This is a genomic window from Myxococcus sp. MxC21-1 (assembly GCF_032612255.1).
GTDB classification, from domain to species: Bacteria; Myxococcota; Myxococcia; order Myxococcales; family Myxococcaceae; genus Myxococcus; species Myxococcus virescens.
The window spans coordinates 2,530,004-2,548,005 of sequence record NZ_CP123278.1 but is presented as its reverse complement, the minus strand read 5'-3'; the positions used below and the strand labels follow the sequence as shown (position 1 = coordinate 2,548,005).

Below are 18,002 nucleotides of genomic sequence, written 5' to 3'. Positions count from 1 at the left end.
CGGTTCCCTCTGGTGTCGGGGTGATGCCCCCGGTCAGGCCGCGACTTCGGCTTCAGGCTCCCGCCGCACCTTCGCCAGCGCCGCCACGACGACCTCCGGCCCCGCGCCCTGCTTGTGGGCATTCTCACTCAGGTGCCTGCGCCACGCGCGCGCCCCCGGGAGCCCCTGGAAGAGCCCCAACATGTGCCGGGTGATGGCGCCCAGCGGCGCGCCGCGCAGCATGGCCTTCTCGATGTACGGCAGCATGGCCTCTACGACTTCGTGCCGATGGGGCACCGGCGTGGTGGCGCCAAAGAAGCGGCGGTCGGCCTCGGCCAGCAGGTACGGGTTCTCATACGGGGCGCGGCCCATCATCACCCCGTCCACATGGCGCAGCTGCTCCGCGGCGGCGTCCAGCGTCTTGATGCCGCCGTTGATGCTGATGTCCAGGTGCGGGAACTCCGCCTTGAGCCGGTGCACCAGGTCGTAGCGCAGCGGCGGGACGTCGCGGTTCTCCTTGGGGCTCAGCCCCTGGAGCCAGGCCTTGCGCGCGTGCACGATGAAGCGGGTGCAGCCCGCGGCGGACACCTTCCGGATGAAGCCCTCCAGCGTGGGCCATTCCTCCAACTCGTCGATGGCGATGCGCGACTTCACCGTCACCGGGATGCTCACCGCCTCTCGCATCGCCCCCACCAGCCGAGCCACCAGGTCCGGCTCCGCCATCAGGCACGCACCGAAGCGGCCCGACTGGACGCGGTCACTGGGGCAGCCGACGTTGAGGTTGATTTCGTCATACCCCCACTGCTCGCCAATGCGGGCGGACTCGGCGAGCGCCGCCGGCTCCGAACCGCCGAGCTGAAGCGCCACCGGGTGCTCCGCGGCGTCGTAGCCCAGCAGCCGCTCCCGGTCGCCATGCAGGATGGCGCCCGTGGTGACCATCTCCGTGTACAGCAGCGTGTGGCGGCTGAGCTGGCGATGGAAGTACCGGCAGTTGCGGTCCGTCCAGTCCATCATCGGCGCGACAGACAGCGGCATGGGATGAGTCGGCATCATGCGAGAACCCGGGGCAGCAGCCGGAGCGTCCCGTTCGGCGGGCCGCTCCCCTGCCGCCTGCATGTAGCCGGGTTTTCCGCCCCTGCCCACCCCTTTGCCGCCCCTCTTCCCTGGCCACCGGGCAGGCGCCCACCGCGAACCATTTCACTCCGGGCAAATCCACCCAGCCAGCGAGCCCTTCCCGTCTGGTTGTCTGGCCGCCCTGACGGTCCGTGGATAGTCATGCCCGCATGAGAGCCTACGAACTGCAGCAGACAGGAAGCGCCGACGCATGGGTGCAGGTGGAGCGGCCGGAGCCCACGCCGGGCCACGGCCAGGCGCTGGTCCGGATCCGCGCGGTGTCCCTCAACTACCGGGACCTCTACATCGCCCTGGGCCGCTATCCCGGACCGCGCCCTGCCTCCCTCATCCCCGTGTCGGACGGCGCGGGAGAAGTGGTGGCCGTGGGCCCCGGCGTCTCACGCGTGACGCCGGGTGACCGCGTGGCCCCCACCTTCTTTCAGACCTGGACGGACGGCCCGGCCTCGCCAGAGAAGACGCGGAACGCCCTGGGTGGCAGCGTGGATGGCGTGCTCGCGGAGTACGTCGTCGTGGACGCGGAGGGGCTCGTCCTCCTCCCGGACCACCTGTCCTTCGAGGAAGGCGCCACCCTCCCGTGCGCCGCTGTCACCGCCTGGAACGCCCTGGTCGCCGAGGGCCGGCTCCAGCCGGGCCAGACAGTGCTGGCGCAGGGCACCGGCGGCGTGTCCGTCTTCGCGCTCCAGCTGGCCAAGGCGTTGGGGGCGCGCGTCCTCATCACCTCCAGCCAGGACGCGAAGCTGGAGCACGCCCGGGCGCTGGGTGCGGATGGCACCATCAACTACAAGAAGCACCCGGACTGGGACGAGCAGGCGCTGGCGCTCACCGGCGGCCAGGGCGTGGACCACGTCCTGGAGGTGGCCGGCGAACAGACGTTCCCCCGCTCCGTCCGGGCCACGAAGCCCGGGGGCCACATCTCCCTCATCGGCATGCTCAGCGGCGGCTTCGCCAAGCCGGACCCCGCCCTGGTGGAGCCCAAGAAGCTCGACGTCCAGCGGACTTACGTGGGCAGCCGCGCCATGTTCGAGGACATGAACCGGCTCCTCACCCAGCACCGCCTCGAACCCGTCATCGACCGGAGCTTCCCCTTTGAGCAGGCGCGCGAGGCCCTGCGTTACATGGAGTCCGGCGCCCACTTCGGGAAGATTGTCATCGCCGTCTGAGCGGCCGGGGCGCGAGCAAGGTGGCCAGCCCTGGCTCCCACCCTCTGCCACCGGCGGGCGCGCCCTAGCGAGGGTGAAAGCCACAGGCAAGCAGAAAGGAAGGCTGGAGATTCTCTCCACTTAGGGTAGTCACGGGCGCGCCAAGGGTGCGTGACAGACATGTCAACCGCCCTCAAGAACGGCGTCGCCTGCCCTCAGGCGACTTGGAGGGACGGATGCTCGAGAAGCTGATGCCGAAGTCGGACGAGTTCTTCGACGACTTCGATGCGCAATGTGCCGTCACCGTCGAAGGCGCGAAGATGCTCTACGAGTTGCTCAGTGACTACCGCGACGTCGCCCCGCGGGTCCAGGCGCTCAAGGACGCGGAGCACCGTGGGGACGAAGTCACCCACACCGCCTTCAACCGTCTGCACAAGCAGTTCATCACCCCATTCGACCGAGGGCAGATTCACACCCTGCTCTCCCGCATCGACGACGTGTTGGATTTGACCAACGCCGCCGCCGCCCGCCTGCACTACTACGAAATCCCGGCCAGCCTGCCGGACGCCACGGAGCTGGCACGCCTGCTGGTGCTGTCCACGCAGAAGGTGCAGGAAGTGGTGGCCGCGCTGCGGCTCATCAAGAAGCCGGAGCAGATCCTCGCCGGGTGCAAGGAAATCAAGCGCCTGGAGGCGCAGGCGGATGAAGCCCTGCGCTCGGGTGTCGGCCGGCTCTTCAAGAGCGGCGCGGACACGCTGCTCATCATCAAGTGGAAGGAGATTTACGACTTCATTGAGACCGCCACCGACAAGTGCCAGTCGGTGGCGAACGTCATCGAAGGCGTGGTGCTGGAGCACAGCTAAATGCTACTCGCCGCCGTCATCCTCATTGTCGCGGTCGCACTCATCTTCGATTTCATCAATGGATTCCACGACGCGGCGAACTCCATCGCCACCGTGGTCTCCACCCGAGTGCTGTCCCCCAACCTCGCCGTGGCCTGGGCCGCGTTCTTCAACTTCGTGGCGGCCTTTGGCGGGAACGTCCACGTGGCCAACACCATGGGCAAGGGCATCATCAACTTCGAGATGCTCCGGGCTCAGGGCCCCAGCGCGGTGCTCGCCGTCATCTTCTCCGCCCTCATGGGCGCCATCGTCTGGAACCTGTTGACGTGGTGGTGGGGCCTGCCCTCCTCGTCGTCGCACGCGCTGGCCGGAGGCATGATTGGCGCCACGCTGCCGGTGCTCGGCTTCGCGGGCCTGGTGGGCTCGGGCATCGCGAAGATCGCCGCCTTCATCGTGCTGTCGCCGCTCATCGGCATGACGCTGGGCATCGGTCTGATGGTGTTGAGCACGTGGGCGGTGCACCGCCAGACACCGCTGAAGGTGGACTCGTGGTTCCGCCGGCTGCAGCTCGTGTCGTCCGCCATCTTCTCCTACAGCCACGGCACCAATGATGCGCAGAAGGTGATGGGCATCATCGCGGTGGTGCTCTTCGGCACCATCTGGAAGGACCGGCCGTTCCACATCGACTGGTGGATGATCATCTCCTGCCACGCGGCCATCGCCCTGGGGACCTTCTTCGGCGGGTGGCGCATCGTCCGCACCATGGGCCACAGCCTCACCAAGCTGGCGCCCATCGGCGGCTTCGCCGCGGAGACGGGCGGCGGCGTCACCATCATCGCGCTGGCCCAGCTGGGCATCCCCGTGTCCACCACGCACACCATCACCGGCGCCATCGTCGGCGTGGGCGCCACCCGGGGCTGGCGCGCGGTGAAGTGGGGCGTCGCCGGCCGCATCATCTGGGCCTGGGTGGTCACCATCCCGGCCGCGGCGCTGACCGCGGTGGTCTTCTACGGACTCACCCAGGTGGTCATGCGCCTGGCAAGCTGAACGCCGGGGAGGGCTCGCATTGACCTCCGCGAGCCCTTCCCCGTCATGCATGGACCTGCCGGGTCCCCTGCTTGACTTGCCGCGGCAAGTTCGGCCAGCCTTCCCTTCATGAACGGCGTCAACGGCCAGCACGTGCAGCGCGAAGGAACGACGTTCCTCGCCCGCGCGTGTGTCCTGACGACCGTGCTGACCACCACCACCACGACCACGACGACTCCCCGCCGGGCGCGGGTGGTCTAGCGACGGAACCACCTTGGTTTCCAGCTCGGCCCCGCGCTCTCCGGCGCGGGGCTTTTTTGTTTTCACATGCCGCAGGAGCCCCGACATGCAGCCCTCCCCGCAGTCGACGCCGCCGAACCCGCCGTCCCGCCCCGCCGCCTTCCACGCGGAGGTGCGCTCATGAGGGTGATGAAATTCGGGGGACGAGCGTGGGCAACGCCGAGCGGATGCGCGGCGTGGCGGACCGGCCGCGGCGGCGCGCAAGGAGACGCGGGTGATGATGGTCGCCTCGGCGGTGTCCGGCATCACCAACCTCCTGTTGGACGCGGCCCGCGCAGCCCAGGAAGGTCAGCCGGTGGAGTCGCTCCACGGCCGCTTCGAGGACGTCCACCGCGGCATCATCCGCGAGCTGGCGGCGGAGCTGGGGGAGGCGCGGCTGCGCTCGCTGGAAGAGGGTCTTTCCACGCTGGCCTCGGAGCTGCGCGGGCTGCTGCAGGGCGTGGGGCTGCTGCGGGAATGTTCGCCCTCCGTGCTCGCGCACCTGTCCGGACTGGGCGAGCGCGCCGCGTGCCTGATTCTGGGCGCGCTGATGCACGCACGCGGACTGGAGCCGCATGCCGTGGAGCCACGGGACGTCATCCTCTGCGCGGGGGACCCGCTCCAGGCCACGCCGCTCCAGGAGGAGACCCGGGCGCGCTTCACGCCGCTGCGCGAGGCCGGCGGTCCCGGGTTGATGCTGATGCCGGGCTTCTTCGGCGGTGACACCCGGGGCAAGACGATGTGCCTGGGCCGGGGCGGCTCGGATTATTCAGCGGCGCTGGCGGCGGCGGCGCTGGACGCGGAGCTGCTGGAGATCTGGACGGACGTGGACGGCATCTTCAGCGCCGACCCGCGGCTGGTGCCAGAAGCCTTCCCGCTGCCCGAGGTGAGCTTCGAGGAGGCCATGGAGCTGGCCTACTTCGGCGCCAAGGTGCTCCACCCCAAGACGATTGCGCCCGCGCGCGAGCGCGGCATCCCCGTGCGCGTCTGCAACAGCTTCCGCCCCGACCACCCGGGCACCCGCGTCACCGACGACGCCGCGCCGCCCGAGCACCCGGTGCGCGGCCTCTCCTTCCTTCCCGGCATCGCCCTGGTGAACCTGGGCGGCGCGGGGCTCAAGGGCGTTCCGGGCACCGCCGCCCGCGTCTTCGAGTCCATGGCCCTCGCCAACATCTCCGTGGTGCTCATCACCCAGGGCTCCAGCGAATGCTCCATCAGCTTCTGCGTCCAGCAGGCGGACGCGGAGCGCGCCGTCCAGGCCCTGGAAGTCGCGTTCGAGATGGAGCGCGCGGCGGGCAAGGTGGACACCATCGAGCAGCAGCGCGGGCTCGCCGTGCTCAGCATCGTCGGTGATGGCATGCGCCACCGCGTGGGCGTGGCGGGCACCTTCTTCAGCGCGCTGGCGGACGTGGGTTGCAGCATCGCCGCCATCGCGCAGGGCTCCAGCGAGCGCAGCATCTCCGCGGTCATCGCGGAGACGGACGGTCCCCGCGCCCTGGCCCATGTCCACGGTCGGTGCTTCGGCACCACGGAAGTCGTGGAGCTGCTGCTGGCCGGCGTGGGCAGCGTGGGCGGCGAGCTGCTCAAGCAGGTCCACCAGCAGGCGCCCAAGCTGCGCGCCCACGGCGTGGACCTGCGCGTCTGCGTCATCGCCAACAGCAAGCGCGTCGCGACGGCGAGCGAGGAATCCCCTGGAGGACTGGAAGCAGCGGCTGGCGGCCAGCAGCGACGGCGCGCCCCTGGACGCCTTCCGCGACTGGGCCCGGGCGAAGCGGCCGGGCCGGCCCGTCTTCGTGGACTGCACCAGCAGCGAGGACATCGCGCTCGCCTACCCGTCGCTGATGGAGGCGGGGCTCCACGTCGTCACCGCCAACAAGAAGGCCAACGCCGGCCAGTGGAGCCACTACCGCAAGCTGCGCGAGACGGCATCCCGTCACCAACGCCGCTTCCTCTACGAGACGAACGTGGGCGCGGCGCTGCCCGTCATCGACACGCTGAAGAACATGCTTCGCACGGGAGACCGGGTGCTGCGCGTGGAAGGCATCCTCTCCGGCTCGCTGTCATTCATCCTGGGCCTGACGGAGGAAGGCGTCCCCTTGTCGCAGGCGGTGGGCACCGCCATGGAGAAGCGCTTCACCGAACCCGACCCGCGCGACGACCTCCACGGCACCGACGTGGCGCGCAAGGTGCTCATCCTCGCCCGCGAGCTGGGCCGCCAGGTGGAGCTGGAGCAGGTGACGCTGGACTCCCTGCTGCCGCCGGACTTCGACGCCACCGGGCCGCTGGATGACTTCCTCGCCCGGCTCCCCCAGGTGGACGCCGCCTTCCAGCGCCGCGTGGAGACACTCCGCGCGGAGGGCAAGGTGCTACGCTACGTGGGCAGCGTCACGGAGGACGGTTGCTTTGTCGGGCTCGTGCCGGTGCCCCTGACGCACCCGCTGGCGGCGGTGAAGGGCGGAGAGAACGCGCTCAGCTTCACCTCGGAGCGCTACAGCCCCACACCGCTAGTGATTCGCGGCTACGGCGCGGGCGCGGCGGTGACAGCGGCTGGCGTGCTGGCGGACGTGCTCCGCCTGGTCGACGGGCCGCTCCCCTGAGTTGACGCCCGGTCCGACAGGTCCGCGGCCGATGTCCGTTTGAAGTTGGCTGCGGACTTGTCGACAATGCCCCGCCTGCCCTCGAATGCGCGAGAGGCAAGGGGGAGAGAACGGAATGGACGTGACTCGCAAGCCGACCCGAGACCTCACCTGCAAGGTGCTGGCGCTCGCATTCACCCTGGCGCTGACAACTGCGTGTCCCGGTGATGACGATGATGATGGGGGCAACGGTCCCCTGGGCGACCCCGTCACCCTGAGCGGCACGGTGACGTACGACTTCGTCCCGGCCGTCTACTCTCCCTCCACGCGGCGGGGGACCCTGGAGTTCAACCAGGCCCAGAAGCGCCCCGTACGCAACGCCGTCGTCCAGGTGCGACAGGGGACGCGGGTGCTCGTCGATGGAACGACGAACCAAGAGGGCCGCTACACGCTGACGTACAGGCCGTCTGGCAGCGGCGCGCTGACGGTCGTCGCGCTCGCGAAGACGACCCAGCCCGAAATCCAGATTGAGGACAACACCGACAACAACGCCATCTGGGCGGTGGGTGGCGACATCACCACGACGGTGACGACCAAGGACTTGCACGCGACCCACGGCTGGGCGGGCACCAGCTACACGGCCAGCCGGCGCATCGCGGCGCCCTTCGCCATCCTCGACAGCATGTACACCGCGTCGCGGGCCTTCATGGACGCGCGCCCGGTCAACTTCCCGCTGCTGAAGGTGAACTGGAGCCCGAACAACGTGCCCCAGTCTGGCAGCAAGCCGCAGGGCCGCATCGGCACGTCGCACTTCTCCTTCGCGGAGAACGAAATCTACGTGCTCGGCCGGGACGGCGTGGACACCGACGAGTTCGACGCCCACGTCATCGTCCACGAGTGGGGGCACTACTTCGAGGCCAACCTGTCGCGCGCGGACAGCCCGGGCGGGCCGCACTCCAGCGGTGACATCCTCGACCCGCGCCTCGCCTTCGGCGAGGGCTATGGCAACGCGCTCGCCAGCATCCTGCTGCCCGAGCCCCTCTACGTCGACACGATGTGGAGCGGCTCGACGCTGGCCGCCTTCGGATTCGACGCGGAGAGCGAGCCGCCCAGCACCGACGACCCGCGCAAGGGCGTCTTCTCCGAGATGAGCGTCTTCCGGCTGCTCTATGACTTGTACGACTCCGGCACCAACGAGTCGTACGACAGGGTGTCGTACGACCTGGGCATCCTCTACGACGTGCTCGTCGGCCCGCAGAAGGCGACGCCCGCGCTGACCACCATCGGCTCGTTCATCAACGGCCTCAAGGCCCAGTCCGGCGTCAACGCGGCGGACGTGGACACACTGCTGGCCCACTACAACATCGGGTCCATCTCCTCGGACTTCGGAGATGGGGACACCCCGCTGCGCGCCATCTACACCCACGTGCCGGGCATCCCGTACACCACCGAAGTGCCGCTGGTGGGCGGGCTCGACTACAACAAGCGCGAGCAGAACCAGTACTACGTCTTCACCGGCACGGGCCGGAACATGACGCTCAGCGCGTCCCATGCGTCGCAGGACGTGGGCATCGAAGTCTTCGGCCAGGGCCGGAGCCTGGCGGAGTCCGACATCGACTACACCGGTACGGAGACGGTCAGCATCCCGACCCAGGCGGACGCGCGGTACGTCGTCGTCGTGTACGGCTTCAAGGAGACGGCCGGTAACTACAGTCCCTTCCCCACTCTCTCCATCACCAGCCAGTGATTCCGGAGCGCACATGAACCTCAAGGCAATCGCAGCCCTGTCCAGTCTCCTCGCGCTCACGGCGCAGGTCGCCTGCACCTCCCCGTCGAAGTCGAACCCCACGCCCAGCGACAGCTCGGACACCACGAAGGCCGGCGCGCCGGTGAAGGTGGACGCGAAGCTGGGTGAGGACCAGGCCCGCGTCTCCCTGCGCTTCGACGCGCCGGCGACCGACGTCAAGGTCAGCCTCTCCGGAGTGGACGGACTCGAAGTGAAGAGCTCCGCCACCCCCGTGTCGGGTGGCAGTTTCACCCAGGACGCCGTGTCCGAGTTCGACGTGAGCTTCACGCCGGGTGAAGGGCAGTCTCACCTCGTCGTCACCGTCACGGGTGATTTCCGCGGCGCGCACCTGTCGCGGGTGTTCAGCTTCGCGGTGGGTACGCCCACGGCGGCGCAACAGAAGACCGAAGGCACGACGGTGACGGGCGACGACGGGCAGCCCATCAAGGTCATGCCCTCGTCCGACGCCGAGTAGTCGGCGGGCACAGCCGAGGCCCGGGAGACCGGGCCCGGCCGAAGCAGGCCCCTGAAAAACATAGCGGGGAGCGCGCCCCCCGACGCACTCCCCGCCACGTGAGCCACTCAGACGAGAGCTCCAGAAAAAAACATTGGGAGCACGCCCCCTCGACGTGCTCCCAATGACTGCGCGGCCCGACTCCGGCGCGCCCTCCCCCTCTGGAAGCAACAGCCCCCCCGGGCTTGCTTCCTCCCCATCCCCACTTCGAAATTCAAAACGCACGGCGCCGAAAACCTTGAGGCCCCCCTGCGTTTATTTTTCGGGCCGCCTGGAGCGATGCTCCGCCCACACGGCCACACACACACGCTGCGTATGGGCCTTCGCGAGTGGCTCCCAGGATGACGACCGACCTTCCCGCCCCGAAGCCCTCGACCCACGGCTTCACAGGGACGCTGTTCCACCTCTGGGTCTTCCTCGGCTCCTTCCTGCTCTTCCAGGTGGAGCTCATCCTCGCGCGGCTGCTGCTGCCCTCCTACGGAAGCAGCGCGGCCATCTGGACGACGTGCCTGGTGTTCTACCAGGCGGTGCTGCTGCTCGGTTACTTCTACTCGAGCCGGGTCGCGGTGGCCGCGCACCAGGGCCGTTACCGCTGGGCCCACCTGGGCTTCGTGCTGGTGGCGGTGGTCGTCTTCCCGTTCCGGCTGCACCTCTTCGAGCTGCACCCCGTGGCGGCCATCCTGCTCACGCTGACGCTGTCACTGGGGCTGCCGTTCCTCGCCCTGTCGACGACCAGCGTCGTCGCCCAGGGCTGGTTCACCCGCACGGAGCATCCCTCTCGGGGTGACCCGTTCTTCCTCTACGGAACGTCCAACGCGGGCGCGCTCACGGCGCTGCTCACCTTCCCCTTCCTGGTGGAGCCGGCGCTCGACATCCAGGAACAGCTGGTCGTCTGGTACGCGGGCTACGGCGCGTTCGTCGTCTTCGCGCTGCTCTGCATCCGGCGTGTTCGCCCGGCGCTTGCCGGGGAAGCACGACGTCCGCGCCAGCGGCCGGGACCGAGCCGGCGCCCCGCGCCCCGCGCGCCTCACGCATCACCTGGCTGCTGCTGTCCGCGAGCGCCAATGCGCTGCTGCTCGCGGTCACCAACGTCCTCACGCTGGATGCATCCATCCCGCTGCTGTGGATCCTCCCCCTCTCGCTGTACCTGCTCACGCTCATCGTCTGCTTCTCGAAGCGGCCCCCACGCCCACGGGGTTGAACCGGCTCGCGCTGGGGAGCCTCGCCGTCGCGGCGGGCGCGGCCCTCTTCGCGCTGGCACGCGCGCAGACGTCGCTCCCGTCCCTGGTGCTGCACAGCGCGGTGCTTTGGGTGGGCTGCCTGCTGATGCATGGCAACCTCGTGTGGTGCCGCCCGTCGGACCCGCGCCTGCTGGGCTCGTTCTATCTGCACGTCTCGCTGGGCGGTCTGGTGGGCACCTTGCTGCTGGCCCTGGTCGTTCCCCTGACGCTGGGCTCGCTGGCGCTCCCGTACCTGGACCACGGCATCACCGGCCTGCTCCTGCTGGGAGGACTGGCGGCGCGGGACATGATGCGCCGGGGCCAGGGGCTGCCCGTCCCGAAGCTGGCGCCCTACGTATCGAGCGGAGCCGCCCTGTTCGTCGTCGCGGTCCTGGTGCTTTCCGGGTGGATGCTCGCGCGCGGGCGCATCGAAGGCTCGCGCACCTTCTACGGCCTCTACACGGTCAAGGACGCGGAGGGCCTGCGGCTGTTCCAGCACGGCAGCACCGTCCACGGCGTGGAGAACCTCCACCCGGACGAGCGAGGAGAGCCCCTCTCCTACTACCACCGGGGCTCCGCGGTGGGCCGGGTGCTGGCCTCGGAACGGATTCCGCGTGAGCGCGTGGCCGTCGTGGGGCTCGGCATCGGCAGCCTCGCCGCGTATGGCCGCCCAGGCGAACAGTGGGACTTCTACGAACTGGACCCGGAGGTGGAGCGGCTCGCGCGCCAGCACTTCAGCATGCTCGGCTCCAGCCAGGCGGAGCTCCGCGTCCTCGCGGGGGATGCGCGCCTTCGCATGGAGGAAGCCAAGGACGGCGGGTACGACGTCATCGTCCTCGATGCGTTCTCCAGCGACTTCGTCCCCACGCACCTGCTGACCCGGGAGGCGCTGAGCCTCTATCTCCGGAAGCTCGCGCCGGAGGGGCTCCTGCTGTTCCATGTCTCCAGCCGGCTCTTCGACCTGGTCCCCGTGCTCACCCGCTTGAGCACGGAGCTGCGGGTCCAGGGGCTCGTGAATCAGACGGAGCGCCTCACCGCCGAGGAGCTGGCGTCGGGCCGCTCACCCAGCGTCTGGTTCGCCATGAGCGCCAACAGCGACGTCGTGGCCCGCCTCACCCAGGAGCTGCCCTTCCAGCCGGTGGACACGCCGCCCGAGCTGAAGGGCAGGCGCGTCTGGTCCGACAGCTACGTCAACCTGCTGCACGCGCTCGCGCACTGACCCACCGCCTCGTGGCGCTTCCGAGCAAGCCCCGGAAGCGCCCTGTGGCTGCGGCGGCTACGCGGTCTTCTCCCGGGCCGTGAGCACCTCGGACGAGGGCTCGCCGGATTCGGCGATGCGCCGGGTGAGGCGGCGACGGACGACGTCGACGTGCTCCCGGAAGAAGTAGAGATTCTCCGCGTAGGCCAGGGGCATGGGGATGCGGTTCACCTCGCGCTCGGCCTCGTCGAGCCGCCGCAGCATCTCCTCCAGCATCTCCCGGCCCGGGCCCTCCTCGAGCTGGAGCTCGATTTCCTTCAGCCGCGCGTACCAACGGAAGATGCGCGAGCGCACGCGCCACTGGTACAGCGCCGGCGCCACCCGGCCCAGGGGCACCAGGACGGCGATGAAGGGCACCAGCATCACCCAGAGCCGGTCCACCAGGTTGGCGGCCCAGAACGGCAGATAGCGGTGCAGGAGCGGAACGCCGGACTCGTAGTAGCGGCGCGCCTCGCTGCTGAACGGAAAGCCCGCCTCGAGCGCCGCCGGGAATTCGCCCGTGCGGTCCAGGATGCCGGCCTTGCCGTGGACCTCGCTGGCCGCGCGCATCAAGAGGTAGGCCAGCGCCGGGTGGAGCGCATCGGTGGCGACCAGGTTCGCGGTGGGCGCCAACATCACCACGTCGCGGGCTGGCACGTCCGCGGCCAGGTCGAGCACGCCTCGCGGCAGCACGTGCCGGGACAGATAGGGGAAGCGGCGCACGTAGGCCTCGCCCCGCGAGAAGCTGAGGAGATTGATGCCCGGAACCCGCGCGAGCCGCTGGACGGGCGGTGACTCCGCTGGGGACACGATGAAGACAGCATCGACCTTGCCCTGCTTGAGCTGCTCGATGGCCTCGTCGCGCCCCAGGTTCAAGAACTCCGTGGGCTCGGCGCCCACGCCGTTGGCCTCCAGCAACTTCATGGACAGGGCGCGAGTGCCACTCTCCTCGGGGCCCACGACGATGCGCTTGCCCTGCAGGGCGTTCAGGTCGTCGATGGTGGGCCCCCGGTAGAAGACCCACAACGGCACGTAGGAGAGGCTTCCCAGGGACACGACGTGCGGCGCCTTGGTGGCGTCGGACGTCCCGCTCTGGACGAAGGCCACGTCCACGCCCGAGCGCTCGTCCTCCAGCAGCTTGATGCTGGTGAGCGAGCCATCCGTGGGACGAATCTCCACCGTGACGCCGTGCTTCGCGAGAATCTCCTGATACTTGCGCGCGAAGTACCGGAAGCCGCCCTCGTCCCCAGCCGCGGCGATGACGAGCTTCTTCGGCGGCGCGGGCTTGACGAAGTAGAACGTGACGGCGAACGCGATGCTGACGATGACGAGCGCGGGGCCCAGCGTCATCCAGAGGTCCCACCGCAACGTGCGACGCAGGCGGGCCTTGAGCGAGTCCTTCTTCATGATGGGCGCGGAGTATAGACACGGCGCGCGCCAGCCACGGGGCCCGGCCGCCGGTGGGGCGGCCGGGCAGTCAGAAGGCGGTCACTCCACCCGCCTCCCGAGGGAAGGACGTCTCAGTCCCGCCGGCGCTTGGAGCGCGTTGCCTCCCAGCCCATCAACGTCTTGCTGCGCTCGTGGCGCCGGTGGTCGCGCTCCGCGGACGCACTGCGCTGACGGACCTGGTAGGCCTGCTCGCGCCGCAGCCGCTCGTAGCTGGCGAGCCGCGCCTCGGGCAGGGCCCCAGACGACACGGCCGCGCGCACAGCGCACCCGGGCTCGCGCTGGTGCTGGCAGTCCGTGAAGCGGCAGCCGGCGGCCAGCTCGAGGATGTCGGTGAACGTCTGGCCGATGCCGTCATCCTCGCCCCACAGCCCCAGCTCGCGCATGCCGGGTCCGTCGATGAGCAGTCCGCCGCCCGGGAGCACGAACAGCTCGCGGTGCGTGGTGGTGTGACGGCCCTTGTCGTCCTCGGCGCGGACCGCCTGGGTGACCAGCCGCGCCTCGCCCAGGAGCCGGTTGACCAGCGTGGACTTGCCGACACCGGAGGAGCCGAGCAACGCCCCCGTCTTCCCGGCCGGAAGTTGCGCGCGAAGGGCCTCGATGCCCTCCCCCGTCCAGGAACTCAGCGCGAGCACGGGTACGCCTGGAGCCAACTCCTCCACCTCGGCCACGAGCGAATCCGCGTCCGGGCACAGGTCCGCCTTGGTGAGCACCACCACAGGCGAGGCGCCGCTGGTCCAAGCCAGCGCCAACGCCCGTTCGATGCGGCGGGGATTGAAGTTGCCGTCCAGTCCCGCGACGAGGACCACGACGTCCAGGTTGGCGGCGATGAGCTGCCCGTCGCGCTCACTGCCCGCCTCGCGCCGGGCGAGCACACTGGCGCGAGGCAGCACCGCGTGAAGCAGCGCCTCGCCGTCCCCATCGGGGAGCTGGAGCGCCACCCAGTCGCCGATGGTGGGCAGGGACTCGACGCCGGGGGCTTGATGGAGAAGCCGGCCCGCGGTGCGCGCCAACAGGGTGCGCGTGGCCGTCTGGACCGTGAGCAGCCCTCGATGCTGGCGCACGACGCGGCCAGGGACGAGGGACAGCGGGGACTGCGAGACGAGCGTGGAGAATGCGTGTTCGAAGGCTGGACCCCAGCCGAGGGTTTCAAGCGACATGGTTGGAAGGACTCCGGACAGAGCGGTGCCAATGGCGCACCTGGTTCTTCAGGGCTCCCCGAGGAGCGCACGGCCGCGCTGTGTCAGACCTTCGCGGCCGGCTAGGCGGCCTGCGCCCTCGAGGCGAACAGGACTTCCACCGCGTCGAGCACAAGGGGCGAGTTCACGATGCCTCCAGAGGGTTTCAAGGGGCGGTGGCCACCACCGCCCGGCACGGCATTTCTATCCCGGCGCGTGGCGGCGGGGAATGGCCACGTGTGCAGAACCGCCGCCAGCGCCCGGCCGCCCAGGTAGCACAGCGCGCCGAGCACATGCCGCACCGGGCGAGCGCCCGCCTTGCTGGTGGGTTCCGGTGGAAACGGACACACCCCATTGTTAGGGGCAGATGTTCTCCAAGGAGCAGCCGTGTTCCGATTCGAAAACGACCGGGCGCTCATCGAATCCTTCCGCCCCAGAGACCGCCGAGTCATCGAGATGCCTTCGGGCATCACCTTCCCGCTCTTCGTGCGTGACTACCTCGCCTGGACGGAGACGTCCGGCGCGCGCGTGTACCTCATCTTCTCCGCGCCGGGCAGCCGCAAGCCCATTGGCATCATCTTCCGCCGGGACTCCCTGGGCGGCGAACCCGTCACTCGCATGTGCGAGTGGTGCCACAGCTACGGCTCAGCTCACGAGGTGTGCCTGCTCACCACAGCGGTGGACAACAAGCGTCGCGTGGGGGTGAACCTCTGCGCCGATCTCCGGTGCAGGGAGAAGATGGAGGACGCGGCGGACCGCTCTGGCCGGCATCCGCTTGAATTTCTCGGAAAGCTCAATGAACGAATGTTTCGTTTCGCGCATGAGGCGTTGGGCATCGAGGCGCAGCCCGCCGCTTGATATCGCCGGGCAATCGGGCTTGACCGTGGCGGCATCCTTCGCTCTTTAGCGAAGTGATGCCCCCTGTCCGCCTCGTCGTTCTCGCCTCGCTGCTGGCTGCGGGGCTCGCCGCCGCCGCTCCCGTCGTGCAAGTGCCGGAGGGTGGCCGCCCCGTAGAAGTGCTGGCCCAGGGTGTCGTCTGCGGGCCGGTCCGCAACGGCTGGAGCCTGGGCCCGGATGGCCGCTCCGTGCATCCGCCCGCAAGGCCGGACGACAACACGCGCACGCAGGACCTCAAGGTCGCCGACACCCCGGCGCAGTGCGCGACCAGTGAACGAATCGTCACGGTGATTGCCACCGGGCCGCTGCCGCGCATCGACTTCTCGGGGACTTCCTTCTATCCGGACGAAGGCCGCCTGGAGCTGCGCGGCGTGGGGCTGCTGAACGTGGGCGTCGCGTGGTCGGGCAAGCCGCGCGGCGAGCCGGAGCGCCCCACCATGGAGGGGCAGGACGTCTGTCTGTCCCCTCCAAGCCCCGGGGGCTCGCGGACTGCGCGGTGCCCGTGCCGCAGGGCCTGCCCACGGACACGTCGCTGTACTGGATTCCGCCCTACGGCCGCATCGGGCCAGACGTGAAGACCTACGACGCCCTCGGGAACCTGGTGGACCCCGAATCGCTCCGCATCCGCCCCGGCCGCACCATCCTCACCGAGCCCCTGGTGCTCTCCAACGGCATCGACGTGTCGAAGGGGCCGGGCAGCGTCCCCGTCAGCCACTCCGAGGCGATTGCCACCGCCGACTGCGGTACCGCCCGCTGCGAACCAGCCGAGGGCTTCATCTCCGTGCGCAACGTCCCGGGCGTGGATGCCACGGTGACACTGCGCGCGCGGCTGGTGCCACGCGTCTACTTCTCGCGGGGCGACGCGCTCGACCAGGTCATCACCACCACGCTGTCCGTGCTGGCGTGTCCGCTCACGGCGGTGGAGGGCTCGGTGCTGCGTGGCGCGGAGAACTCCGCGCTCGTCGTCCGGTTGGATCCAGTCTGCGCCCATGACCCGCGCACCCTGGTGTGGACCGTCAACGGCCTGCGCGTCCGCGTGGAGCGCGTGGTGAAGCTGGCGGAGGGCACCTATGTGATGCTGCGCACGGGCGGCACGTCCGATCAGCAGGTGACCATCACCGCGCTGACGTCGCGGCAGGATGGAACGGTGGTGGCTTCGGAGACGGCGAAGACGCTGCCCCTGCCCGCGCCCCGGGCCAGCTTGGAGCTGCCTGGGCATGGCTCCATCGATTTCATCCCGACCAACCGGCCCGCCGAGGTGAACATGGCGTCCAACGCCGGCTTGGGACGCTTCGTGCTGGAGCCGTTGCCTGGCGCCTACAGCGTCACGACGCGGGAGTCCGTCACCTTCATCCAGGGCGAGGCGGCGCCAGGCGCCTTCGTGGCGCTGCGCTTCGGCTACCGGCTTCCCACGCTGCCCGCGGAGCTGGCCACCACCGACCTGGCGATGGTGGATGAGCGCTTCCAACGCGTGGTGCGCGAAGCCAGCGTGCCCGCCCGCATCGAAAACCTGGTGGAGTTCGTCTGCGCGGACAAGGACGGCAAGGACCAGCGACTGGAGCCCAGCCGCCCCCACCGGATTCCCTACGAGATGCGCAACACCTGTCGCGTCATCGTGTACCGTCAGCGCTTGAAGCCGGAAGATGGGAACCAGGAGGTCCTGCTCCGCATCAGCGTCACGAAGCCGGATGGCTCGGTGCGCGGGGAGAGCGGCGTCGAGCAGCGGATGTTCCTGCGTCCGCAGGGAGAACAGCGCGACATCCCCGTCCCGGGCAACCTGGGGCAGTACGACCGCATCACCGTCCAGGTCTCCCACGTGGCGGACGAGTCCCGCTACGCCTTGAGCACGACGGACCGTACCGGTCTGCCTTCCGCGCAGTGGACGGCCATCGTCACCGGCGGCCTCTTCCGGCTCTACACGACGGCCGCCATTCCTGCGGGCCTCTACCGCGCCACCGAGCCCACCGGGCAGCTCGCCATCAACTTCGGTGTCGTGTCGCGACTGGCGTTGCTGAACAACGAAGGCCAGGAGCGGCTGCTGGGAATCGAAGCGGGTTTGATGGGACTGGGGCTCGTGCCTCAGTCGGGTGACATCCAATTCCCGCCGACGCTCGCGGTCGTCTTGGGCCTGGGTCTGCGCGTTCCGATTGGACCTGGCGCTGCCGTCGGTGCACAGGCGTGGATGGCCTACGAGTTCCGCGGAGACATCCGACGTCGCACGGGAGGAGACCCCACGCTGGACCCGGTCGTTCCGTCGAGCAAATGGTCCTTCATCTTCGGACCGAGCATCTCTGTCGGTAACGTGGGCTTCAATCTCTGAGCGATGTTGAGTCGAACCGGTCCTCGCGAATGTCCTCTTCGCTGAGGACCGGCTCCCACTCGCCCATCCCACACACCCGAGCCGTCCGACTGAAACGGGCTGCAATGCCCCGTTCTGCTACGCCACGCTCGCCCCTCCCGCCGCCCGTGCTGCATACCGCCGTGCTGCCCCGTCCTACCCGCCGCCCGTGCTGCGTACCGCCCCGTCCTGCCCGTACTGCCCCGTCCTACCCGCCGCCCGTGCTGCGTACCGCCCCGTCCTACCCGCCGCCCGTACTGCCCCGTACTGCCCCGTCCTACCCGCCGCCCGTACTGCCCCGTCCTACCCGCCGCCCGCACTGCCCCGTCCTACCCGCCGCCCGTACCGCCCCGTCCTACCCGCCGCCCGTACCGCCCCGTCACGCTGCTGCATCACCCCATAGCAGGGCGC

The 18,002-nt window shown here is 69.4% G+C and carries 14 protein-coding genes and 1 pseudogene; 12 read left to right on the top strand and 3 right to left on the bottom strand.

Annotated elements, in window-relative coordinates; translation table 11 throughout:
• Positions 1-33: 33 nt before the first annotated feature.
• Positions 34-1,032, bottom strand: coding sequence for a tRNA dihydrouridine(20/20a) synthase DusA (gene dusA, locus QEG98_RS11885; protein ID WP_316566812.1), 999 nt, complete (start codon positions 1,030-1,032; stop codon positions 34-36).
• A gap of 230 nt (positions 1,033-1,262) precedes the next feature.
• Here dusA and QEG98_RS11880 point away from each other — a divergent pair, with 230 nt between their 5' ends.
• The 9 genes and pseudogenes from QEG98_RS11880 (at position 1,263) to QEG98_RS11840 (ending at position 11,714) form a co-directional block, all read left to right on the top strand.
• Positions 1,263-2,273 (top strand): NAD(P)-dependent alcohol dehydrogenase, encoded by a 1,011-nt coding sequence (locus QEG98_RS11880; protein ID WP_316566811.1) that lies wholly within the window; start codon positions 1,263-1,265, stop codon positions 2,271-2,273.
• Between the two features lie 215 nt (positions 2,274-2,488).
• Positions 2,489-3,115, top strand: a complete 627-nt coding sequence (locus QEG98_RS11875) for a DUF47 domain-containing protein (RefSeq protein WP_090489746.1) — start codon at positions 2,489-2,491, stop codon at positions 3,113-3,115.
• On the top strand, positions 3,116-4,141 hold the full coding sequence (locus QEG98_RS11870; RefSeq protein ID WP_090489748.1) for an inorganic phosphate transporter: 1,026 nt from the start codon (positions 3,116-3,118) through the stop codon (positions 4,139-4,141).
• Between the two features lie 108 nt (positions 4,142-4,249).
• Positions 4,250-4,381 carry a hypothetical protein gene (locus tag QEG98_RS11865; RefSeq protein WP_011552355.1) on the top strand — a complete coding sequence of 44 codons (132 nt, stop codon included), beginning with the start codon at positions 4,250-4,252 and terminating at the stop codon, positions 4,379-4,381.
• Positions 4,382-4,637: 256 nt separating this feature from the next.
• A pseudogene (locus QEG98_RS11860) lies at positions 4,638-5,855 on the top strand (aspartate kinase); the annotation flags it as partial.
• Complete coding sequence (locus tag QEG98_RS11855) at positions 5,752-6,996, top strand: hypothetical protein (RefSeq protein ID WP_316567872.1); 1,245 nt, start codon at positions 5,752-5,754, stop codon at positions 6,994-6,996. The pseudogene QEG98_RS11860 and the gene QEG98_RS11855, both read left to right, overlap by 104 nt.
• A gap of 85 nt (positions 6,997-7,081) precedes the next feature.
• Complete coding sequence (locus QEG98_RS11850) at positions 7,082-8,722, top strand: hypothetical protein (protein WP_410477999.1); 1,641 nt, start codon at positions 7,082-7,084, stop codon at positions 8,720-8,722.
• A gap of 13 nt (positions 8,723-8,735) precedes the next feature.
• Positions 8,736-9,236: a hypothetical protein gene (locus QEG98_RS11845; protein ID WP_316566809.1), complete on the top strand. Its 501-nt coding sequence runs from the start codon at positions 8,736-8,738 to the stop codon at positions 9,234-9,236.
• A 1,236-nt stretch (positions 9,237-10,472) separates the two neighbouring features.
• A complete protein-coding gene (locus QEG98_RS11840) occupies positions 10,473-11,714 on the top strand; it encodes a fused MFS/spermidine synthase (protein ID WP_316566808.1) in 1,242 nt (413 codons plus the stop codon).
• 57 nt (positions 11,715-11,771) lie between these two features.
• On the opposite strand, the gene QEG98_RS11835 is transcribed toward QEG98_RS11840, so the two are convergent.
• Both QEG98_RS11835 and rsgA read right to left on the bottom strand, forming a co-directional pair.
• Positions 11,772-13,139 (bottom strand): TAXI family TRAP transporter solute-binding subunit, encoded by a 1,368-nt coding sequence (locus QEG98_RS11835; RefSeq protein WP_316566807.1) that lies wholly within the window; start codon positions 13,137-13,139, stop codon positions 11,772-11,774.
• A gap of 113 nt (positions 13,140-13,252) precedes the next feature.
• Positions 13,253-14,338 carry a ribosome small subunit-dependent GTPase A gene (gene rsgA / locus QEG98_RS11830; RefSeq protein ID WP_316566806.1) on the bottom strand — a complete coding sequence of 362 codons (1,086 nt, stop codon included), beginning with the start codon at positions 14,336-14,338 and terminating at the stop codon, positions 13,253-13,255.
• A gap of 405 nt (positions 14,339-14,743) precedes the next feature.
• Between rsgA and QEG98_RS11825 the strand changes: the two genes are divergently transcribed.
• From QEG98_RS11825 to QEG98_RS11815, 3 genes are read left to right on the top strand one after another with little or no spacing between them, the layout of a single operon-like run.
• Positions 14,744-15,214 carry an FBP domain-containing protein gene (locus tag QEG98_RS11825; protein WP_090489764.1) on the top strand — a complete coding sequence of 157 codons (471 nt, stop codon included), beginning with the start codon at positions 14,744-14,746 and terminating at the stop codon, positions 15,212-15,214.
• 56 nt (positions 15,215-15,270) lie between these two features.
• Positions 15,271-15,828, top strand: coding sequence for a hypothetical protein (locus QEG98_RS11820; protein WP_316566805.1), 558 nt, complete (start codon positions 15,271-15,273; stop codon positions 15,826-15,828).
• The gene (locus tag QEG98_RS11815) at positions 15,750-17,573 is read left to right on the top strand and encodes a hypothetical protein (RefSeq protein ID WP_316566804.1); all 1,824 of its coding nucleotides are present in this window, start codon (positions 15,750-15,752) and stop codon (positions 17,571-17,573) included. The genes QEG98_RS11820 and QEG98_RS11815 overlap by 79 nt, the downstream gene beginning before the upstream one ends.
• Positions 17,574-18,002 lie beyond the last annotated feature (429 nt).